Here is a 20,268-nt window from a genome sequence, read left to right as displayed (position 1 = left end):
GGCTACGCTTACTCTTCAAATTAAGAGAAATACATACGGCTGAATAAAGGGGCAGGGAGATGCATAAAAAAGTCGCGTTAGTGACAGGGGGCAGCCGGGGGATTGGCCGTGCTACGGCATTGTTGCTGGCAAAGCATGGTTATCGGGTCGCAGTAAATTATATCAATGATGAACAAGCCGCTCGGCAAGTGGTGGCCGAAATTGCCGCCTCGGGTGGGCTGGCGGTGGCAATACAGGCAGATATTGCCGATGAATATCAAGTGGTTGCGCTATTTGAAAAGCTTGAAGCCCAGCTAGGGCCGATCACCGCGCTGGTCAATAATGCCGGTATTTTATTCCCGCAAACCACCATCGAGGGATTAACTGCCGAGCGCATTAATCGAGTGTTGAGCACCAATGTGACGGGCTATTTTTTATGTAGCCGCGAAGCCGTCAAGCGCATGGCATTGCGCCATGGTGGTAATGGCGGCGCGATTGTTAATGTCTCTTCTGCCGCAGCCCGCTTGGGCGCACCGGGGGAGTATTTGGATTATGCCGCCTCCAAAGGGGCTATTGATACGCTGACGACCGGTTTATCATTGGAAGTGGCCGCAGAGGGCATCCGAGTTAATGGGGTTCGGCCGGGTTTAATCTATACCGATATACATGCCAGCGGCGGTGAGCCGGGCCGAGTTGACCGGGTGAAAAATTCACTGCCAATGAAACGCGGCGGACATCCACAAGAAGTGGCAGAAGCCATCGTCTGGCTGCTCTCAGAAAATGCCTCTTATGTCACTGGCAGTGTGTTGGATTTAGCCGGTGGGAAATAAGCGGGGATTTGGTTACTTCAACCAGCCTTTTTGCTGTGCTACCTGCAACTGTGGCAGCAAATACTGCCAAATTTCAGGATAGTATTCGGCAACTAATAGGTTGCGATCCAGCACTTGCTGCAACCGAATGCCATTTTCTATCCAACTTTGACCCTCAGTATGCAGATTAATCAGCATGGGTAAAATGCGATCCAGCACCGTCGCAAAGCGCGCCTCGGCAGTTTCTTCCGCTTCATACTCATCCCACAGCGCCATAAATTGTGCCCCTAATGCAGGGGGCAGCATGCCAAATAAGCGCTTGGCGGCAGCCACTTCTTGCTCATGAATAGCCGCTCTGGCCGCCAGATCATAAACGATGACATCACCGGCATCTATTTCGACAATATCGTGCAGCAGCGCCATTTTAATCACGCGATTAATATCAATATCTGAGCCAGCGTAGGGAGCCAAACTCATAGCCGCCACTGCGAAATGCCAACTGTGCTCGGCTGAGTTTTCCTGACGCAAACTGGCAATCACTTTGGTCCGGCGCTGGATATCTTTCAGCTTATCGATTTCCATCAGAAACTGAATGGTTTCGGTTAGTGGGCCGAAATCTAGTGTTGCTAATGACATAAATTACCCTTCGTTTTTGGCGCTGCAGCGGTGTTGCTGCTCTCACGCACCCGAATCACTGACTTGTGTCAGCTCATCGGGACTTATTCGTTTGCGGCCTACCTGCAACACCAATGACTTTGGGTAAACCCTTCGTTTTTGGCTGTTTTGGGCGCTGAGTAATAATTGCTGTTCCCAATAGATTTGTCACCTGAATACTTTGAACCACAGACATGACGGGTTACATGTATTGACAGAATATTTAAGCGTACACGTGTACACTGGAATTATTCTCAGTTAATCTGTTGGCAGTTTTTCTGTACCGATTTTGTACGGATTTTATACAGTCATTGTGCTCAGCGGATGAGATAACGATTCATTTTCAGGATAATCAGTATTGAAGAATAAATCAGTTATACCCACGGCCCCGGCCGCTCCTGGGGTAGCAACAACACCGTCTTACCCATGGGCGGAAGAAATAGCCAATAGCATCAGCCATGGTATTGGCGTGGTGTTCGGGATTATCGGTTTGGTTTTGCTGTTAGTGCAGGCGCTAGATAATGGGGCTGATACCAAGGCGCTGACCAGCTATAGCCTGTATGGCGGCAGTATTATTTTGCTGTTTTTGGCCTCAACGTTGTATCACGCCATCCCACATCGCAGGGCAAAGCTCTGGCTACAAAAATTTGACCATTGCGCCATTTACATATTAATCGCCGGGACATATACACCGTTTCTATTGGTGGGGCTGGATTCTCCCCTGGCTCGCGGTTTGATGGCCGTGATATGGGGGCTGGCACTGGTGGGCGTCATTTTCAAATTGGCCTTTGCGCATCGGTTTGAAGTGTTGTCATTAGTGACTTACCTGACGATGGGTTGGCTGTCATTGATTGTGATTTATCAACTGGCGGTAAAGCTTGAGATTGGCGGGTTAGCATTATTGGCGATTGGCGGCTTGTTATACACATTGGGGGTGATTTTCTACGCCTCTAAGCGCATTCGCTTCGGCCATGCTATTTGGCACGGTTTTGTGCTGGGCGGCAGTGTTTGCCACTTTATGGCGATTTATTTGTACGTTTAATCGTTGATTTTTAGGAGGCTGGAGAAGCCAGCCTCCCAGTATTAAATATTATTTATCTTCAGCCAATGAATAGGGTAACTGCTGAATACTAAGCACGCTTTCTACATCATCACGTACACGCAGCACACTGTCGGCGGCCAAATCATTATTCAGCACCGCTTGAACCCACACCGTGCCATCATTGAGCGCTATGGCGGCCAATACGCTACCGGTACGCCGCCAGTTATCACCTAATTGCCATTCTAAATCTTCACCGGCTGTTGGCACGCGACTGGCGCTGCCCGCTAACCAGTAAAGTGCGCGTTTGTTGGCACCCCGGTATTTTGCTCTGGCGACCATTTCCTGCCCGGTATAACAGCCTTTACTGAAGCTAATGCCATTCAACGCCTGAATGTTTGTTGCTTGCGGAATAAATTGCGCACTGTTATCGGTATCAATGATAGGAAAGCCCGCTTCTATATCCAATGCCAGCCATTGTTTACTGTCATTAAGCTGTGCTTGGTCAGACAGCTTTTCGACTAACTGCTGCGCTTGCTCGGCATCCATCACCAGCAAGAAACGCTCGGCGGGCAGTGAAAAATGCAACAGCGTGCTATTACCTTGCTGTACCACTGGGTGTTCAGCATCAGGCAATTCGGCGAAAATACTCGCCAGCGCGGTTTTTGCCTGTGCGCCCGCCACTCCTAATAAAGCGGCATCAGGTTGCGCGGCAATCACCACTTTGGAGAACACCGCATATTTCTTCAGCTCTCTTAACTGGTTATCAAGCACACTGCGACGTTCGATAAAGGCCAGCCCTTCACCACGATAAAATAACCGCAGATTGCTCCACATTTTCCCTTTAGCATCACAATGGGCGCACAGAACATGTTGGTCAGTGGGCAAAGCATCAATATCCGCCGTGACTTGCCCTTGCAGATACTTTACGCGGTCCGCACCAGTTAATGTCACCAGCGCCCAGTCATCAAGTGAAATCAATGTTAGTGGCAGCTCAGAAGAGGCGACCGGTGGTCGTGCAGTAAATGGAGTGTTATAAGCCATGGTTTACCTGAAAAGAAAGAGTACCTGCGGATAAATAACCTCTGCCCGCAAAGTACAGTGAACCGATACCCCAATGGTAAAATAGCCGGGTTGCTTTGCAAGCAGTAATTCCACGGATTGAGGATTATTATTCAATATCTAAATTCGACGATATCTGAGGTACAATAACCACAGATTTTATGGCGGAGTGCTGAATATGATTAAAAAAACAGCAAAAAAACCGCCATTTTCCTATCAGCATCCTTCATTGAGGAGTCAATCAGGACATGGAAATCGATAATAAAGCCCGCATTCACTGGGCATGCCGTCGGGGTATGCGTGAACTGGATATCTCTATCATGCCATTTTTCGAACATGAATATGATGGCTTGAGTGACAACGAAAAGCAGGTTTTTATTCGTTTACTTGAATGTGATGATCCAGACTTATTTAACTGGCTGATGAATCACGGGGAGCCGCAGGATAGCGAGCTGCGCCAAATGGTCAAATTGATTCAAATACGAAATAAAGCCCGTGGCCCAGTGGCGATGTGACCTGCGGGTATCCTGGCACACTCAACTCTTCTCCTTATTAGCGCATGGCGTTTTGGTGATACTTACATTGGTTGCGCCTTGGCCTCAGGGCTATACCGCACTGTGGTTAGTATTACTGACGCTGGTGGTGTTTGAGTGTATCCGCAGCCAGAAAAACATTAAGTCTTGTCAGGGCGAGATCAGGCTGAAACCCGGTAATGTGGTGCTCTGGAAAAGGCATGAATGGGTGGTCGTTAAACAGCCTTGGATCACTCGCTATGGCGTGTTATTGAGTTTACAACAGACAAGCAACCGCTCAACCCGTAAGCGTTTATGGTTGGCTGCTGACAGTATGCCAGAAGAGGAATGGCGGCAATTATGTCTGCTGTTGCGTCATTCGTTTGGCTCGGATGAGGGCATTAATTAATGAAGCCCTTAATCTGGCTGGTGGAAGATGAGCCGAGTATCGCCGACACCTTAATTTATACCTTGGAAAGCGAAGGTTTTACCCTCCGGTGGTTTGACCGGGGGCAACCCGCTCTTGCCGCCCTTGCTGATGGCCCGCCTGCGTTGGCGATAGTTGACGTGGGCTTACCTGATATCAATGGTTTTGATCTGTGCCGCCGCATATTGGCTCAGGTGCCGGAGCTACCTGTGGTGTTTTTAACCGCTCGTAGCGAAGAATTGGACCGGATTGTCGGTCTGGAAATCGGCGCTGATGACTATATTGCCAAACCTTTTTCACCGCGTGAGGTGAGCGCCAGAGTTCGCACCGTGTTGCGGCGGCTGCAAAAGTCACAAACACGAACTGTCTCTGCCACACTGCATCAATTCGGCCCTTTCACTCTGGACGAAGCAGGGGCGCGAGTTACTTATCATCAGCAGGTTTTATGGCTCACCCGCTATGAATATCTGTTGCTGAAAACATTATTACTGGCCCCTGAACGCGTATTTTCACGCCAGCAATTGATGGATATTGTCTGGGCGCAGGCGGAAGAGAGCCAAGACCGCACCGTCGATACTCACATTAAAACCCTGCGCTCAAAGCTGCGTATGACCTGTGATGAAGAATCACCGATCCGCACCCACCGTGGGCTGGGTTACAGCTTGATGTATCGAATATGAGCCATCACCCATGAAAATAGGTGTGCGTTTGTTGCTGGGCTATTTTCTGATAGTCGCCATTGCCGGTTACTTTGTCATTCGTATTTTCGTGCAGGAAGTAAAACCTGGCGTGCGGCGCGCCACCGAAGGGACATTGGTTGATACTGCCACTTTGCTGGCACAATTCGCCCGCCAAGATATGTTGCAAGATAAAGTCGCCGGTGGTCAGTTGGCGCAAGCTTTTGCTTCATTAAATCTGCGTCCAATCGGCGCGAATATTGAAGGTATCCGCAAGGATCGCAACGAATATCGGGTTTATTTAACCGATGCTGATGGGCGGGTGATTTTTGATTCATCCGGTAAAGCTGTCGGGCAAGACTATTCACGCTGGAATGATGTTTGGTTGACTCTGCGTGGCGACTATGGCGCACGCAGCACCCGCAGCGACCCCACAGACGAACAAAGTTCGGTGATGTATGTGGCAGCACCAGTTATTGTTGATAATAAAATTATTGGCGTGCTCAGTGTAGGCAAACCCAATATCTCTATGGCCCCGGTTATCAAGCGCAGTGAGCGCAAAATCTTGCTGGCGGGCGGGGTGTTGCTGGGGATTGCGTTGCTGATTGGTTTGGGATTTGTCTGGTGGATTAACCGGGCGATTGGCAAGTTGGTGGATTATGCCGAACGGGTTTCTGAGGGGCAGCGCGTTGCACTACCCGCGATGGGCAGCAGTGAACTGAATGATTTGGCGCGAGCATTGGAAAGTATGCGGCTCAAATTGGATGGCAAAGCCTATATTGAGCAATATGTCCATACGCTGACTCATGAGTTGAAAAGCCCGTTGGCGGCGATTACTGGCGCGGCTGAATTATTACGGGAATCCCCACCGCCGGCCACGGCTCAGCGTTTTTTACTCAATATTGAACAACAAAGTGCGCGTATTCAGCAATTAGTGGACAAAATGCTGATACAGGCTCGGCTGGAAAGTCGGGTTGATTTGCAACTCTCCCCAGTAGAAATAAGCCATATTATCAAACAAGCCATTAGCGCCAAAGAAGCTCAGGCAGCCAGCCGGGGAATTGCCTTGCGGCTCATCCGTGCCGATAGTGCAATGTTAACCGGCGATAGCTTGTTACTCAGTCAGGCGCTGACTAATCTTATTGATAATGCACTGGATTTTACTCCAGCGGGGGGCGAGGTGACAGTCAGTGGTGACCGGCAAAATGATAAATATCTGATGACAATTGAAGACACCGGCAGCGGTATCCCAGATTATGCGCAGGAGAAGATTTTTGACCGTTTTTATTCATTACCGCGGGCCAATAGCCCAAAAAGTACCGGACTGGGGCTGAATTTTGTGCGTGAAGTGGCAGCCATTCACCAGGGCAATATCTCCCTTGAAAACCGCCAGCCGCACGGGGTTTGTGCTCGTTTGACCCTGCCGCTAGATATCACTTAAACCGCTAACTTCACTTTCACTTCACATAGCCTCATTTTCCTTTCACTTCACTCACTTAAGCTGCTCTCCTGACCTTAAAAGGAGCGCAAGTCATGTTCAAATCTGTACTGTTTTGGAAAATAGCCGCGTTATTGGGACTCATTCTTTTGATGATGATTCCGAAAGAAATGCTTTTGAATGTTATTAATGAGCGCAGTGGCTATCGCCAAAGTGTGGTCGACAAAGTCAGTGACAGCACCAGCCGCGCACAAAAGATCCTTGGCCCGCTGATTGTGGTGCCTTACAGCGAATGGATTGAAACTGAAGTTGACGGCAAGAAGCAGGGGCAGCGGGTGAGCCGTCATCGCTACTTATTGCCAGAGGTGATGACAGTCACCGGCGCACCGGATGTAGAAGTCCGCCAATTGGGTATTTACCAAGCTCAGGTCTATCAGGGGAAGCTCAATTTCCATGGGCAATTTGAATCATCCTCGCTAGATGATTTAGACCGTGAAGATGTCACCATCGGCACACCGTCACTGGTGTTGGCGCTGAGTGATTCGCGGGGTATTCAGCAGATTTCGCCGTTAAGTCTGGGCGATACAAAAATTAATTTCGAACCGGGGTCTTTCTTGGGGCGCAAAGCGCAGGGGGTACATGCGCCGCTGACTATCGAGCAGGTTCGCCAGAGTAAATTTGATATTAACTTTACACTCACTCTCGCGGGCACGAATAGTCTGGCGGTGGTGCCTGTCGGGCGCAGCAGCGAACTGACTTTACAGAGCAATTGGCCGCATCCTAATTTTGTCGGTGAGTTTTTGCCCTTACAACGCAAGGTGGATGAAAAAGGTTTCCGCGCGCATTGGAGCAGTAACTGGCTGGCTAACAACATGAATATCAATTTTGCCGGTGACAATGTGCGCTTTGATTTTGACGAATTACCGGCTTTTACCACCAGCTTGATTGAGCCGGTCGATCACTATCAACTCACCGCGCGGGCCATTAAATATGCCATTCTGTTTATTGGCTTAACATTCTTTAGCTTCTTCCTGTTCGAGAGCCTGACGTCACTGCGAGTCCACCCGATCCAATATCTGCTGGTGGGTGCGGCATTGGTTTTGTTCTACTTAATGTTGCTGGCGTTCTCGGAACACTTTGGTTTTACGTGGGCTTATATTATCGCCAGTATGAGTTGTAGCTTATTGATTGCTATATATTTAAGTGCCGTATTAGGTGGGTGGCTACGCGGCGCATTATTTGCTGGAGGGTTATTGTTGCTGTACGGCGTATTGTTTGGTTTGCTGCAATCAGAAGACAATGCCCTGTTATTAGGCGCGGGTTTACTGTTTATTATTCTGGCCGCAGTAATGTTACTGACACGGCGGCTGGATTGGTACCAAGTGGCTTCCCCGCAACGTTTTGCTGGGCAGAAAGATTCTGCATCAACAGGCAGCGAACTGAACGCCGAAGCGATATCGAGCTGCGCTACTACGGCTGGAGGCGGCTCTCAAGATTCCTTCCGATTATGGAAATAACATAGCAGAAGTCAGCGCAGGGATAGCAAGCGGGCACAATAAGTGCCCGTTTGTCACATCCGTGCCACTACCATCAAAGCAAGGCGTCCATTTCGAGCAGGATTTGCTCACACCACTGTTCGATGCGCTCTTCACTTAAATCGTATTGATTGACCTCATCTAGCGCCAGGCCGACAAAGTGTTTGCCGTCAGTGCTGAGCGGTTTCGGGCTGGTAAACTCAAAGCCCTCTGTCGGCCAAAAACCAATAAATTTCACCCCCAGCGGGGCAATATGGTCGTGCAGCATCCCAAGAGCATCGAGGAACCATTCGCTATAACCGAATTGATCGCCCATGCCATACATGGCGACAATCTTTCCCTTCAGATTCAGTTGGGTTAATTGTGGCCAGACGGCTTCCCAATCTTCCTGTAATTCGCCGAAATCCCAAGTAGGAATACCCAGAATGAGAATGGAGTATTCTTCCATCAGGCGCGGGCTGACATCTTTTAGGTTATGTAAATCAACCAAATCTTCGCCGAGGATGTCGCGGATTTTTTCTGCCACTATTTCGGTATAGCAGGTGCTGGAGCCGTAAAAGAGACCAATCTTCATGATGTATAGCCATAGCATTACTAATAAGGAATAGTATCGAGTGTATCAGATTTGTCCCGTCATCAGGCATAATGGCAGCCCATCCCATCAAAGAGAGGAACAGTCATGCAACAGCAAAATAACCCGCTGATTGAACAGTTTCTTGATGCCTTGTGGCTGGAGCGGAATTTGGCGGAGAATACATTGGCCTCATACCGTTTGGATTTACATGCATTGAGCGGATGGTTAGAGCACCACGGTAGTGATTTATTGCGCGCCGGTTCGCAGGACTTGCAGTCATTCCTTGCCGAGCGTATTGAGGGCGGTTATAAAGCCACCAGCTCAGCCCGCTTGCTCAGTGCGATGCGCCGGCTATTCCAATATTTATACCGCGAAAAATTGCGCGAAGATGACCCGACCGCATTGCTGTCATCACCCAAATTACCGCAGCGCTTACCTAAAGATTTGAGTGAGGCGCAGGTTGACGCGTTGCTCAACTCTCCCAATGTCGATATTCCGCTAGAGTTGCGTGATAAGGCTATGCTGGAGGTGCTCTATGCCACCGGTTTGCGGGTGTCGGAACTTGTTGGACTGACCATCAGCGATGTGAGTTTGCGCCAAGGGGTGGTGCGAGTTATTGGTAAAGGGAATAAAGAGCGGTTGGTGCCTTTGGGCGAAGAAGCAGTGTACTGGATTGAGAATTACATGGAGCACGGCCGCCCGTGGCTTATCAATGGTCAATCGTTGGATGTGCTATTCCCCAGTAACCGCAGCCAGCAAATGACGAGGCAGACTTTCTGGCATCGAATCAAACACTATGCGATCCTTGCCGGTATTGATAGTGAACGGCTTTCGCCCCACGTATTGCGGCATGCTTTTGCCACGCACCTGTTGAATCACGGTGCGGACTTGCGTGTGGTACAAATGTTACTGGGCCACAGTGATCTGTCGACGACCCAGATTTATACCCATGTAGCGACTGAGCGTTTGAAGTTGCTACATCAACAGCATCATCCGCGCGCATAGTTGTTTTTTATGAAAACCACAGCGTGTGGAATAAAGATAGGATTTATAAATGAAAAGAAGTTTATTGCTGCTGCCGATTGTTATCGCCACCCTCACTGGTTTGGCTCATGCTGATGATGCCGCTATTCAACAAACACTGAAAAAATTGGATATCCAGAAAGCTGACATCCAACCATCGCCTATTCCAGGGTTGAGTTCAGTGATGACTGACAGCGGTGTGCTTTATATTTCCGCCGACGGCAAACATCTGCTGCAAGGGCCACTGTATGACGTGAGTGGTAACCAACCGGTGAATGTGACTAACCAGATGCTGCTGAAAAAATTGGAAGCATTGAGCAGCGAAATGATTGTGTATAAAGCGCCACAAGAGAAACACGTTGTCACGGTATTTACCGATATCACCTGCGGCTATTGTCATAAATTACACGAGCAGATGAGTGACTATAACGCGCTAGGGATTACCGTACGGTATTTGGCCTTCCCGCGTCAGGGTTTAAGCTCTCAGGCAGAAAAAGACATGCGTTCTATCTGGTGCATGGCTGATCGCAATAAAGCTTTTGATGATGCAATGAAAGGCACCGCGATATCACCAGCTACCTGTAAAACTGATATTTCCGAACACTATAAGCTCGGTGTTCAGTTTGGTATTCAGGGTACACCGGCCATTGTGCTACAAAATGGCACTATCGTTCCGGGATATCTGGAGCCGAAAGAAATGCTACAGATGCTGAATAAGCATCAGGCTTCCTCAAAAGTGGCGGGTTAATCACTCGTGACATTGAAAACTCAGCTTCGCCGTCGTGAGGCGGCTGATGATAGCCACTTGCCCACACAGTTACATCCGCTGTTGCGCCGTCTCTATGTCAGCCGTGGGGTAAAAAGTGCCGAGGAACTTGAACGTGGTGTAAAAGGCTTACTTGCATGGCAGCAACTCGACGGGATTGATGCCGGTGTTACTCTATTGCAGCAAGCATTGGCGGATCGACGGCGCATCGTGATTGTCGGTGATTTTGATGCTGATGGCGCGACCAGCACGGCGCTGGCAGTGCTGGCGTTGCGTAGCATGGGCGGCAGCAATATTGATTATCTGGTGCCCAATCGTTTTGAAGATGGCTACGGGCTTAGTCCTGAAGTCGTCGAGCAAGTTGCCGCCCGTGGTGCAGAACTGATTGTTACTGTTGATAACGGTATTTCCTCCCATGCTGGAGTGGACTTGGCTCATACCCTGGGTATCCAAGTGTTGGTGACCGACCACCATCTGCCGGGTGAAACCTTGCCTGCAGCTGAAGCTATCATTAACCCGAATTTGACCGGATGTGATTTTCTCTCCAAATCACTGGCCGGGGTGGGTGTGACTTTTTATCTGATGCTGGCGTTACGTGCTCGTCTCAGAGACAGTGGTTGGTTTGAGCAACGGGCTTTAGCTGTACCTAATTTAGCCGAGTTGCTGGATTTGGTGGCATTGGGGACTGTGGCTGATGTGGTGCCATTGGATGCCAATAACCGAATTTTGGTACATCAAGGGCTAAGCCGTATTCGCGCTGGAAAATGCCGTCCGGGGATTCGTGCATTATTGGAGGTTGCCAACCGTGATGCTCGCCAATTGGCGGCAAACGATCTGGGCTTCTCCCTTGGCCCACGGCTCAATGCTGCCGGGCGTTTGGATGATATGTCCATCGGAGTGGCGCTGTTACTTAGTGATGATATTGCTCAGGCCAGAGCACTGGCAATCGATCTTGATGCGCTAAACCAAACGCGCCGCGAGATAGAGCAAGGTATGCAAGTCGAAGCTTTGCAACTGTGTGACCAATTAGAGCGCACCAGCACAGAATTACCTTACGGTATCGCGATGTACCATCCAGAGTGGCATCAAGGGGTCGTCGGGATTCTAGCTTCACGTATTAAGGAGCGTTTCCACCGGCCAGTGATTGCTTTTGCTCCAGCAGGTGACGGTTTACTTAAAGGTTCGGGGCGCAGTGTGGCTGGCCTACATATGCGGGATGCTCTGGAACGACTGGATACCTTGAACCCAGGATTGATGTTGAAATTTGGCGGCCATGCCATGGCGGCGGGATTATCGTTGGAGCAGGATAAGTTCGATGAATTTCGTCAGCGCTTTGCAGATTTAGTCGGTGAATGGATGGATGCCTCACAGTTAGAGGGCGTTATCTGGTCAGACGGCGAACTGAAAGGCAACGAGTTATCGCTGGAAACCGCAGAGTTGCTGCGTGATGGTGGCCCATGGGGGCAATCCTTCCCGGAACCCACATTTGACGGGAAATTCCGCATCTTGCAACAACGGCTGGTGGGCGAACGTCATCTGAAGCTTATGATTGAACCCTTGAATGGTGGGCCTTTGCTGGATGCTATCGCCTTTAATATTGATACCACTTTATGGCCTGACAGCAGTGTGCGTGAAGTTAAGCTGGCTTATAAACTCGATATTAATGAGTATCGCGGCAATCGCAGTGTGCAATTACTGGTTCAGCACTTATGGCCTTATTAATTAGCTACGATATTGTTATATACCCAAAGTAGTTGGTGTTGCAGCAAGGCAGCAAGTGAATGACCCCCGATGAGCTGACATTAGTCAGTGATTCGGGTGAGAGAGAGCCGCTAACACAGCTGCAGCAGCAAATAGGAAAGGGATAGCTATAAATACAGTCAACTTGCTATAAACCGCCGTACAGATCCGTTAGAATTACGGGTTCTAATGACATTCCGTCATCTACGACCTAACGTAAGACTTTAAATTATGTTTGAAATAAACCCGGTAAAAAACCGAATTCAGGACTTGTCTGATCGGACGGCCGTTCTTAGGGGGTATCTTTGACTATGATGCCAAGAAAGAACGGCTGGAAGAAGTAAACGCCGAGCTGGAACAGCCCGACGTCTGGAATGAACCTGAGCGCGCTCAAGCGCTGGGTAAAGAGCGTTCAACGCTAGAAGAGATTGTCACCACCATTGATCAACTGGATCAGGGGATGGAAGACGTGTCTGGCTTGCTGGAGTTGGCTATCGAAGCTGACGACGAAGAGACATTTAATGAAGCGGTTGCCGAGTTAGATATCCTTGATGGCAAGCTGGGCCAACTTGAATTCCGCCGCATGTTCTCCGGTGAATATGATAGCGCCAACTGTTATCTGGACCTGCAAGCTGGCTCCGGTGGTACAGAAGCTCAGGATTGGGCCAGCATGTTGCTGCGCATGTACCTGCGTTGGGCTGAAGCTAAAGGTTTCAAAACCGAAATTATTGAAGAATCTGATGGTGATGTTGCGGGCCTGAAATCTGCCACTATTAAGATCATTGGCGAATATGCGTTTGGTTGGTTGCGCACCGAAACTGGCGTACATCGCTTGGTTCGTAAAAGCCCATTTGACTCTGGCGGCCGTCGTCATACTTCCTTCAGTTCTGCTTTTGTCTATCCAGAAGTTGATGACGATATTGATATCGAAATCAACCCGGCGGATTTGCGTATTGACGTTTACCGCGCATCTGGTGCGGGTGGTCAGCACGTCAACAAAACAGAATCTGCGGTGCGTATTACCCATATTCCGACCAATATTGTGACTCAGTGCCAGAATGACCGTTCTCAGCATAAGAACAAAGATCAAGCCATGAAACAGCTGAAAGCGAAGCTGTATGAGTTTGAGATGCAAAAGAAAAATGCTGATAAACAGATGCTGGAAGATAATAAGTCCGATATTGGCTGGGGTAGTCAGATCCGTTCTTATGTACTGGATGATTCCCGAATCAAAGATTTGCGTACCGGCGTGGAAACACGCAACACGCAAGCGGTACTGGATGGTGATCTGGACAAATTCATTGAAGCAAGTTTGAAAGCTGGGCTATAACGCTGGGCTATAAGGAACTGAGATGTCAGAGCAAAAACCACAAGTCGCTGAGCAAGCGCAAGAACTCAATAGTGAGTTACAAGCTCGTCGGGAAAAACTGGCTGCACTGCGGGAGAAGGGAATTGCTTTCCCTAATGATTTCCGCCGTGAGCATCTCTCTGACCAGCTACATGCTGAGTACGGCAGCAAAGAGAATGAAGAATTAGAAGCGCTGAATATAGAAGTCACTGTTGCTGGCCGTATGATGACTCGCCGTATTATGGGGAAAGCATCATTTGTGACGCTGCAAGATGTCGGTGGCCGTATTCAACTGTACGTTTCCCGTGATGACCTGCCGGAAGGCGTGTATAACGAAGAATTCAAAAAGTGGGATCTGGGCGATATCCTGGGTGCGCGCGGTAAGTTGTTCAAAACTAAAACCGGTGAGTTGTCTATCCACTGTAGTGAATTGCGTTTGCTGACCAAAGCACTGCGCCCATTGCCGGATAAATTCCACGGCCTGGCTGATCAGGAAACGCGCTATCGCCAGCGCTATCTGGATCTGATCGCTAACGATGAGTCCCGCAATACATTCAAAGTTCGTTCGCAAGTGATGGCCGGTATTCGTAGCTTCATGGTGGAAAAAGGCTTCATGGAAGTCGAAACACCTATGATGCAAGTGATCCCTGGCGGTGCTTCAGCACGTCCGTTTGTGACTCATCACAATGCGCTGGATATCGATATGTATTTGCGTATCGCGCCAGAATTGTATCTGAAACGCCTGGTTGTCGGTGGTTTTGAACGTGTGTTCGAAATCAACCGTAACTTCCGTAATGAAGGTGTTTCACCGCGCCATAATCCAGAGTTCACTATGATGGAACTCTATATGGCTTACGCGGACTACAAAGACTTGATCGTGCTGACTGAAGAGTTATTCCGCACTCTGACTGAAAATGTGCTGGGCAGCAGTGTGGTGCAGTATGGCGAACAGACATTTGATTTTGGTAAGCCTTTCGCCAAATTGACCATGAAAGAAGCTATTTGCAAATACCGTCCTGAAACCAATGTGGCAGATTTGGACGATATGGACAAAGCTGTGGCAATTGCCGAGTCATTGGGTATTAAAGTTGAGAAAAGTTGGGGCCTGGGCCGTGTTCAATGCGAGATCTTTGAAGAGACCGCCGAGAGCCATCTGATTCAGCCAACCTTCATTACTGAATACCCAGCCGAGGTTTCTCCATTGGCTCGTCGCAATGACGATAATCCGTTTATCACTGACCGTTTCGAATTCTTCATCGGTGGCCGTGAGATTGGTAACGGCTTCTCTGAGCTGAATGATGCTGAAGATCAGGCTCAGCGTTTTGCTGATCAAGTCAGTGCTAAAGAAGCTGGTGATGACGAAGCGATGTTCTACGATGAAGACTATGTTACCGCGCTGGAACATGGTTTGCCGCCAACTGCGGGTCTGGGCATCGGTATCGACCGTATGGTCATGTTGTTTACCAACAGCCATACTATCCGTGATGTTATCTTATTCCCGGCGATGCGCCCGGTAAAATAAGTTTATCCGGTTAACAGTAAATCTTATTAGGGCGCTATGGCGCCCTTTTTACTGAGCAAAACATCCGTGGTTATACTTTGTTTAATCTAATCGCTTAAAATACCGACGCTTAGACTATATCTTCACTTGCCCATGCCAAATAACCGGTTATAATGCAAACCGCACACCGAAGCGGGTGTAGTTCAATGGTAGAACGAGAGCTTCCCAAGCTCTATACGAGGGTTCGATTCCCTTCACCCGCTCCAACTTAACGTCTCTCAGTATCTCCCGAAGTCCATCAAACCCAGTAAATCTGCACTTTTCAGGCTAATCTAGTTATTCCTATATACATGTTCGTCTATTGAAATCTACTTATAGCGGGGGGTATATATGGGGGTATCAAATTATACCCACCTAAAAGGTACCCCCAGATGAAGCTAAACACCCGACAGGTTGAAACAGCCAAACCCAAAGACAAAGCCTATAAGCTCGCGGATGGGGGCGGTTTGTACTTATTGGTCAATACCAATGGCTCGCGTTATTGGCGTTTAAAGTACCGCTTTGCGGGGAAAGAGAAGTTGTTGGCCGTGGGGGTGTATCCAGACGTGTCGTTAGCGGTTGCCAGAGTAAAACGTGACGAGGCTAAGAAGATTGTCGCTGGTGGCGGTGATCCCAGCCAGAACAAACAACAGGAAAAACTAGCCCGACAAGGTGAAGCGACGAATACCTTTGAAGCTATCACCCGAGAGTGGTATCAGCGGCGTTATGATAGATGGTCTGAATCCTATCGTTTAGAAATGATGAGCACGTTTGAAAGAGATGTTTTTCCATATATCGGTTACCGGCCAATCAAAGAAATTAAACCACTTGAGCTAATGGCCGTGCTGTCCAAGTTAGAAAAACGGGGTGCCACTGAGAAAATGCGTAAGATTCGGCAGCGATGTGGTGAGGTTTGGAAATACGCCATCATCACAGGCCGAGCTGAATATAATCCCGCCCCTGACCTTGCCAGTGCTTTTGCTCCCCATAAACGCGAACACTATCCACATCTTACGATTAATGAAATCCCTGAATTTCTTTCCAGCCTTGCCAGTTATAGCGGCAGTATGTTGGTTAAATTAGCTATGCGGTTGCTTATCCTCACCGGTACCCGCCCGGGTGAATTGCGGCAGGCCGAATGGGCAGAGTTTGATTTTGATAATGCCTTATGGGAGATCCCCGCGGTGCGAATGAAGATGCGTCGGCCACATATGGTGCCGCTTCCGGATCAAGCCATTACGATACTAAAGCAGATTCAACCTATCAGCGGGCGCTATCAGTTTGTGTTCCCCGGCAGAATACAGCACAGCAAGCCTATCAGTGAGATGACACTCAATGTACTAATCCGACGTATCGGTTATGGAGGCAGAGCCACCGGCCACGGTTTTCGCCACACAATGAGCACTATTTTGCATGAGCAGGGCTTTAATACTGCCTGGATAGAAACACAACTGGCTCACGTCGATAAAAACAGTATTCGCGGTACCTATAATCATGCTCAATATCTGGATGGTCGCAGAGAAATGCTGCAATGGTATGCCGACTATATGGATAGCCTGGAAAATGGCGAGAATGTGATTCATGGCAGATTTGGGAAACGGGCATAGGGGAGGGATATTTGCTATCTGGCTGAAATAGTTATCCAAACTTTTTAAAGGCATCTCACGATGCCTTTTGCATTTAGGGGTTATTCGGCCTCGAGAGGCTCGCTGGTGGCTTGATGATAAGTTTGATGTAGCAGGTCTATTTGCTGTTGTAGGACAAAGTTGAGTATTTCTTTCACTTCCTGCGATTCGAGTGTGATAACGGCGTGGATCAGTGCACGACAGTGATCGATAACTTCTTCTAATTCTGGGGGCGTATTATCGTACATGGCGCACCTCCGGCGGGAGAGTGGCGGCCAGTGATGTTGGCAGGTGAAGAAAAGCGGTACGGCAAGGGGCTTTAGTCGTCGAATCCATGATGACAACCTCTCAGTTGATGGCTTTAAAATCACCACCAAGAGACGCTAACCTCAAGAGGGTGGTGAGCTGAACGAGGTTAGCGTAACCGGTCAACAGAGAACCCGGCGCATCTTTCGATGCCCCCGTCCAGCCCACCATTGCTTTTTCACAGGTGTAACTGTACCCGCACATAGTAACCGCCTGTGCGGTCGTGCGCTCTATTGAATTCCGGGACGCTAATCACGGCAGCGGAATTTGCCGCTGCGGGGGCACTATATCCGGCCATCTCCTACTGTTCAATTAACCAGTGGTAAATTAGGACAAACATTTTTGTAGATGCGAGAGGGGCCGCATTTGTGGGTGTAATGCGTATGTAATTCATCAATATTAATTATTATTTAGACTCATGTATTAGTTTTTAATAAGATTAAAATTAGCCAATAATCAGCTTTTTGTGTTGACCATGCTTACATATAGCTCTACTATTTGACCATAACAGCGGATGTGATCACTTATAAAAGTGAGGAAACGATGGTCAAGGTTGACTGGTCGAGGAAAGCGGTTAAGCAGTTACTTTCAATAGATGTCAGATATCGAAAATCCATCAGTGAAAAAGTGAATAAACTGGCAAATTTCCCTGCTGTTGATTTGGATATCAAAAAGTTACAGATGGGTACTGGCCAGTATCGGATGCGAGTGGGGAATTACAGGATTATTTTTCAGATTATAGAGGGAACCCCTGTGATATGTACGATCCAGGAAGTGAAACGCAGAACCACAACAACCTATTAGGCTAGCTCAGTAGATTTCCCCTCAAAGGTATGGCGTTATTTTTCTCAACTAAGGTGAATAAGATGGCAAAACTACAATACATTCATGATGAAGCAGGAAAGCCTCAGTTTGTGGTCTTACCCATTGCCGAATACCAACAGCTTATCTCTAATGCAAAGTATGAGGATATTCCCTATATTGCTGATAACGATGATGATCAGACCATCCCGAATGAGGTTGTTCAAATCATGGTAAACGATGGTGTCAGTTTGCTGGCAGCATGGCGTATCTACCGTGGTTTTTCGCAATATGAAATAGCAGAACTGCTTGGCACCACGCAATCCGCTGTATCCCAATGGGAAGCTGTAGATTCTCGCCCGCAGAAGAAAACCAGAGAGAAATTAGCAGCAATTTATAAATGCCGGGCGGCACAGATGATTTTGTGAGACAGAAAGTAAAAACGCCTCTATATAATATTATTAATACCGGAAGTTAGCGGTTGGTATGTCTACTGGGTAAGTATCGATTTTCTGTTAGAAGAAATAGACAACAAAATAGAGTCAAATATTTAAAGTCGGTCGTCAAAACTGTTACCACTGTCATTGGCTAATTTTAGTTTTTTACATATCATTTAGGAAATGCTTCTTTGCAATCAGGGATATGATGAAAAACCGGATACTGATCATCACCAGCAGCTTTGATCGCACATGTGACTACATCATGGCACGATACAAAGACATTGCTTTCTTCCGTTTAAATACAGATAACTGTTCAAACTATAGAATTAGTTACGATTTATCAGGGTTTAGAATCAAAGATAGTTCTGGTGATGAACTAAATTCAGCTAACTGTAAATCAATTTACTACCGTAAACCTGCATCTGAAGATCTTACTGGTGTGATTGACGCCCAGTATCAAGCCTTTTCTCACAAAGAAAGCCATTCGCTTATTGAAGGCATCGTTGAGAGTTTTTCTGGCCGATGTTTATCTAAGCCATCGGTCATGCGCAGAGCTGACAATAAAATTCTTCAGGCTTATTTAGCACAACGTGTTGGTTTTATTATTCCTGATTTAGTCATTACTAATGATAATTTAGCAATTTCTGCTTTAGAAGAACACAAGGCAATTGTTAAACCTTTATCAATAGGATCAGTCTCTTATGATAATAAAAAGGAATATGTTCAGACTAACGAGTATAATCTTAATATCAATAACGATAGTTTGAAATACTCTCCAGCATATTTTCAAAAATATATTAGTAAAGATTATGAAGTTCGGGCGACATTTGTATGTGAACAGGTATTTTCAGTAAAAATTGAATCAGAAAACAAAATAGACTGGCGCAAGAAAAACAATAATGTGAGTTATGAAATTTTTGAACTTCCAGAGGATATATATAATAAATGCCTGAAATTCATGTCCGAAAATAATATTAATTTTGGTTGTTTTGACTTCATTATTAATCAAGGTACTTGGTATTTCCTTGAAATGAATGCAAACGGTCAATGGGCATGGCTTGAGTTTGAGACGGGTATGATTATTTCTAAAACTATAGTGGACTACTTGAATGATGAGTAAATTTTTATTGATATTCAATTATCTACCATTTTTTCATATTTCCAACGATCAAAATTTTGGGACCTATAACGACCTTGATACTGCTCGTTATTCTCTGTTCTCGCTACCTTGGGGAAAATCTATTTTTTATCTTTTTACTCTGTATAAAAAGGATGATTCATATCATGTGGATTGCTACAAAAAACTTTCTTTTGATCAGGTCCAAAGCCGGGTAAAACCAAGTGAGATTGAGGAAAAAGTTGCTGTTTATAAGGAACATATAACCGGTATCTCTGACCAAGAAAGGGAGCGGCAAGAAGAATTTTTAAAAATCCGTATTACGGAGCTTACGGGGGCACTCTACTCACTACATAACAAAGTATCTTTCTACTCCACTATCGGTTTAGCACTACTTGGTTTTCTTGGGTATCTGTTAGGTGAAATTATCAATTCTAATGCTCCGATGGTAATGACATGGATTCTCTATACTTTATGGGGGGTTTCATCACTTTATGCATTAAATTTAGCATTATTTATTATTTCCTCTATTGCCATTAGTTCATTTTATCAATCTAGCTTTGGTGATCTAAAAAAAGATCCCAATAAAGCAGCATTGGCAATTTCTTTTTATAGGGATTGGTATGATATAAAAGATGCCGTCAGATATATCGCTAGTTTGGTAAAAAATATTGAAAAGTATCTTTATCGACTAATTTCCATATGTATTGTTACTTGGGTTTGTGTGTTTTTTATATCCAACTTCGGTTGGCATGAGTCTGAAAAATATTTCCATGCAGAAATTTATTATGATTTTGTCAATACAACAAAACTTAATTTTCAGCCGTTAGTATGACTAACATAATAGGGGTTAGAT

At 47.1% G+C, this 20,268-nt stretch carries 21 protein-coding genes and 1 tRNA gene; 18 read left to right on the top strand and 4 right to left on the bottom strand.

Features of this window, described 5'->3' with window-relative positions; all coding sequences use genetic code 11:
* Positions 1–59: 59 nt before the first annotated feature.
* Complete coding sequence (locus OP863_RS15775; protein ID WP_050292113.1) at positions 60–809, top strand: SDR family oxidoreductase; 750 nt, start codon at positions 60–62, stop codon at positions 807–809.
* 12 nt (positions 810–821) lie between these two features.
* Here the strand turns inward: OP863_RS15775 and OP863_RS15770 are convergent, their stop codons facing one another.
* Positions 822–1,424 carry an HD domain-containing protein gene (locus OP863_RS15770; protein ID WP_145589608.1) on the bottom strand — a complete coding sequence of 201 codons (603 nt, stop codon included), beginning with the start codon at positions 1,422–1,424 and terminating at the stop codon, positions 822–824.
* Between the two features lie 376 nt (positions 1,425–1,800).
* Here OP863_RS15770 and trhA point away from each other — a divergent pair, with 376 nt between their 5' ends.
* Positions 1,801–2,484, top strand: coding sequence for a PAQR family membrane homeostasis protein TrhA (trhA, locus tag OP863_RS15765; protein ID WP_038631068.1), 684 nt, complete (start codon positions 1,801–1,803; stop codon positions 2,482–2,484).
* A 48-nt stretch (positions 2,485–2,532) separates the two neighbouring features.
* Here the strand turns inward: trhA and ygfZ are convergent, their stop codons facing one another.
* Complete coding sequence (gene ygfZ / locus OP863_RS15760; RefSeq protein WP_265525526.1) at positions 2,533–3,525, bottom strand: tRNA-modifying protein YgfZ; 993 nt, start codon at positions 3,523–3,525, stop codon at positions 2,533–2,535.
* 266 nt (positions 3,526–3,791) lie between these two features.
* Here ygfZ and sdhE point away from each other — a divergent pair, with 266 nt between their 5' ends.
* The 5 genes from sdhE to creD all read left to right on the top strand — a co-directional run bounded on the left by sdhE (position 3,792) and on the right by creD (position 8,114).
* Positions 3,792–4,058, top strand: a complete 267-nt coding sequence (gene sdhE, locus OP863_RS15755; protein WP_038631072.1) for an FAD assembly factor SdhE — start codon at positions 3,792–3,794, stop codon at positions 4,056–4,058.
* The gene (locus OP863_RS15750; protein ID WP_038631074.1) at positions 4,039–4,464 is read left to right on the top strand and encodes a protein YgfX; all 426 of its coding nucleotides are present in this window, start codon (positions 4,039–4,041) and stop codon (positions 4,462–4,464) included. Before sdhE ends, OP863_RS15750 begins: the two co-directional genes overlap by 20 nt.
* The gene (creB, locus tag OP863_RS15745) at positions 4,464–5,162 is read left to right on the top strand and encodes a two-component system response regulator CreB (RefSeq protein WP_265525525.1); all 699 of its coding nucleotides are present in this window, start codon (positions 4,464–4,466) and stop codon (positions 5,160–5,162) included. The genes OP863_RS15750 and creB overlap by 1 nt, the downstream gene beginning before the upstream one ends.
* Before the next feature lie 10 nt (positions 5,163–5,172).
* Positions 5,173–6,600: a two-component system sensor histidine kinase CreC gene (gene creC / locus OP863_RS15740; protein ID WP_145589604.1), complete on the top strand. Its 1,428-nt coding sequence runs from the start codon at positions 5,173–5,175 to the stop codon at positions 6,598–6,600.
* Between the two features lie 92 nt (positions 6,601–6,692).
* Positions 6,693–8,114, top strand: a complete 1,422-nt coding sequence (gene creD, locus OP863_RS15735) for a cell envelope integrity protein CreD (RefSeq protein ID WP_265525524.1) — start codon at positions 6,693–6,695, stop codon at positions 8,112–8,114.
* A 73-nt stretch (positions 8,115–8,187) separates the two neighbouring features.
* Here creD and fldB read toward each other — a convergent pair whose 3' ends face one another.
* Positions 8,188–8,706 carry a flavodoxin FldB gene (fldB, locus tag OP863_RS15730; RefSeq protein WP_265525523.1) on the bottom strand — a complete coding sequence of 173 codons (519 nt, stop codon included), beginning with the start codon at positions 8,704–8,706 and terminating at the stop codon, positions 8,188–8,190.
* Between the two features lie 105 nt (positions 8,707–8,811).
* Between fldB and xerD the strand changes: the two genes are divergently transcribed.
* The 7 genes from xerD to OP863_RS15695 all read left to right on the top strand — a co-directional run bounded on the left by xerD (position 8,812) and on the right by OP863_RS15695 (position 16,730).
* Positions 8,812–9,711, top strand: coding sequence for a site-specific tyrosine recombinase XerD (xerD, locus tag OP863_RS15725; RefSeq protein WP_019078983.1), 900 nt, complete (start codon positions 8,812–8,814; stop codon positions 9,709–9,711).
* Positions 9,712–9,760: 49 nt separating this feature from the next.
* Complete coding sequence (gene dsbC / locus OP863_RS15720; RefSeq protein ID WP_145591729.1) at positions 9,761–10,477, top strand: bifunctional protein-disulfide isomerase/oxidoreductase DsbC; 717 nt, start codon at positions 9,761–9,763, stop codon at positions 10,475–10,477.
* A 6-nt stretch (positions 10,478–10,483) separates the two neighbouring features.
* Positions 10,484–12,217, top strand: coding sequence for a single-stranded-DNA-specific exonuclease RecJ (gene recJ / locus OP863_RS15715; RefSeq protein WP_265525522.1), 1,734 nt, complete (start codon positions 10,484–10,486; stop codon positions 12,215–12,217).
* Positions 12,218–12,466: 249 nt separating this feature from the next.
* A protein-coding gene (gene prfB, locus OP863_RS15710; RefSeq protein ID WP_120011449.1) for a peptide chain release factor 2 occupies positions 12,467–13,565 on the top strand; the annotation gives its coding sequence in 2 pieces (ribosomal slippage) (positions 12,467–12,541 and positions 12,543–13,565; 1,098 coding nt in all).
* Between the two features lie 22 nt (positions 13,566–13,587).
* The gene (lysS, locus tag OP863_RS15705) at positions 13,588–15,105 is read left to right on the top strand and encodes a lysine--tRNA ligase (RefSeq protein WP_038631089.1); all 1,518 of its coding nucleotides are present in this window, start codon (positions 13,588–13,590) and stop codon (positions 15,103–15,105) included.
* Positions 15,106–15,276: 171 nt separating this feature from the next.
* Positions 15,277–15,350, top strand: a tRNA-Gly gene (locus OP863_RS15700).
* 165 nt (positions 15,351–15,515) lie between these two features.
* Positions 15,516–16,730, top strand: a complete 1,215-nt coding sequence (locus tag OP863_RS15695) for a tyrosine-type recombinase/integrase (RefSeq protein WP_265525521.1) — start codon at positions 15,516–15,518, stop codon at positions 16,728–16,730.
* 80 nt (positions 16,731–16,810) lie between these two features.
* Here the strand turns inward: OP863_RS15695 and OP863_RS15690 are convergent, their stop codons facing one another.
* Positions 16,811–16,996, bottom strand: a complete 186-nt coding sequence (locus OP863_RS15690) for a hypothetical protein (RefSeq protein ID WP_181255307.1) — start codon at positions 16,994–16,996, stop codon at positions 16,811–16,813.
* Positions 16,997–17,597: 601 nt separating this feature from the next.
* Here OP863_RS15690 and OP863_RS15680 point away from each other — a divergent pair.
* From OP863_RS15680 to OP863_RS15665, 4 genes are all read left to right on the top strand, one after another.
* Positions 17,598–17,858, top strand: a complete 261-nt coding sequence (locus OP863_RS15680) for a type II toxin-antitoxin system RelE family toxin (protein WP_038631095.1) — start codon at positions 17,598–17,600, stop codon at positions 17,856–17,858.
* Positions 17,859–17,920: 62 nt separating this feature from the next.
* Positions 17,921–18,283 carry a helix-turn-helix domain-containing protein gene (locus OP863_RS15675; protein ID WP_050298254.1) on the top strand — a complete coding sequence of 121 codons (363 nt, stop codon included), beginning with the start codon at positions 17,921–17,923 and terminating at the stop codon, positions 18,281–18,283.
* 274 nt (positions 18,284–18,557) lie between these two features.
* Positions 18,558–19,415, top strand: a complete 858-nt coding sequence (locus tag OP863_RS15670) for a hypothetical protein (protein ID WP_265525520.1) — start codon at positions 18,558–18,560, stop codon at positions 19,413–19,415.
* On the top strand, positions 19,405–20,247 hold the full coding sequence (locus tag OP863_RS15665; protein WP_219651610.1) for a hypothetical protein: 843 nt from the start codon (positions 19,405–19,407) through the stop codon (positions 20,245–20,247). Before OP863_RS15670 ends, OP863_RS15665 begins: the two co-directional genes overlap by 11 nt.
* Positions 20,248–20,268 lie beyond the last annotated feature (21 nt).

It is taken from the genome of Yersinia sp. SCPM-O-B-9106 (C-191) (genome assembly GCF_026183365.1).
Lineage (GTDB): Bacteria > Pseudomonadota > Gammaproteobacteria > Enterobacterales > Enterobacteriaceae > Yersinia > Yersinia rochesterensis.
Note: the sequence above shows the minus strand (reverse complement) of the source record. Positions and strands in the feature narration are given on the sequence as shown.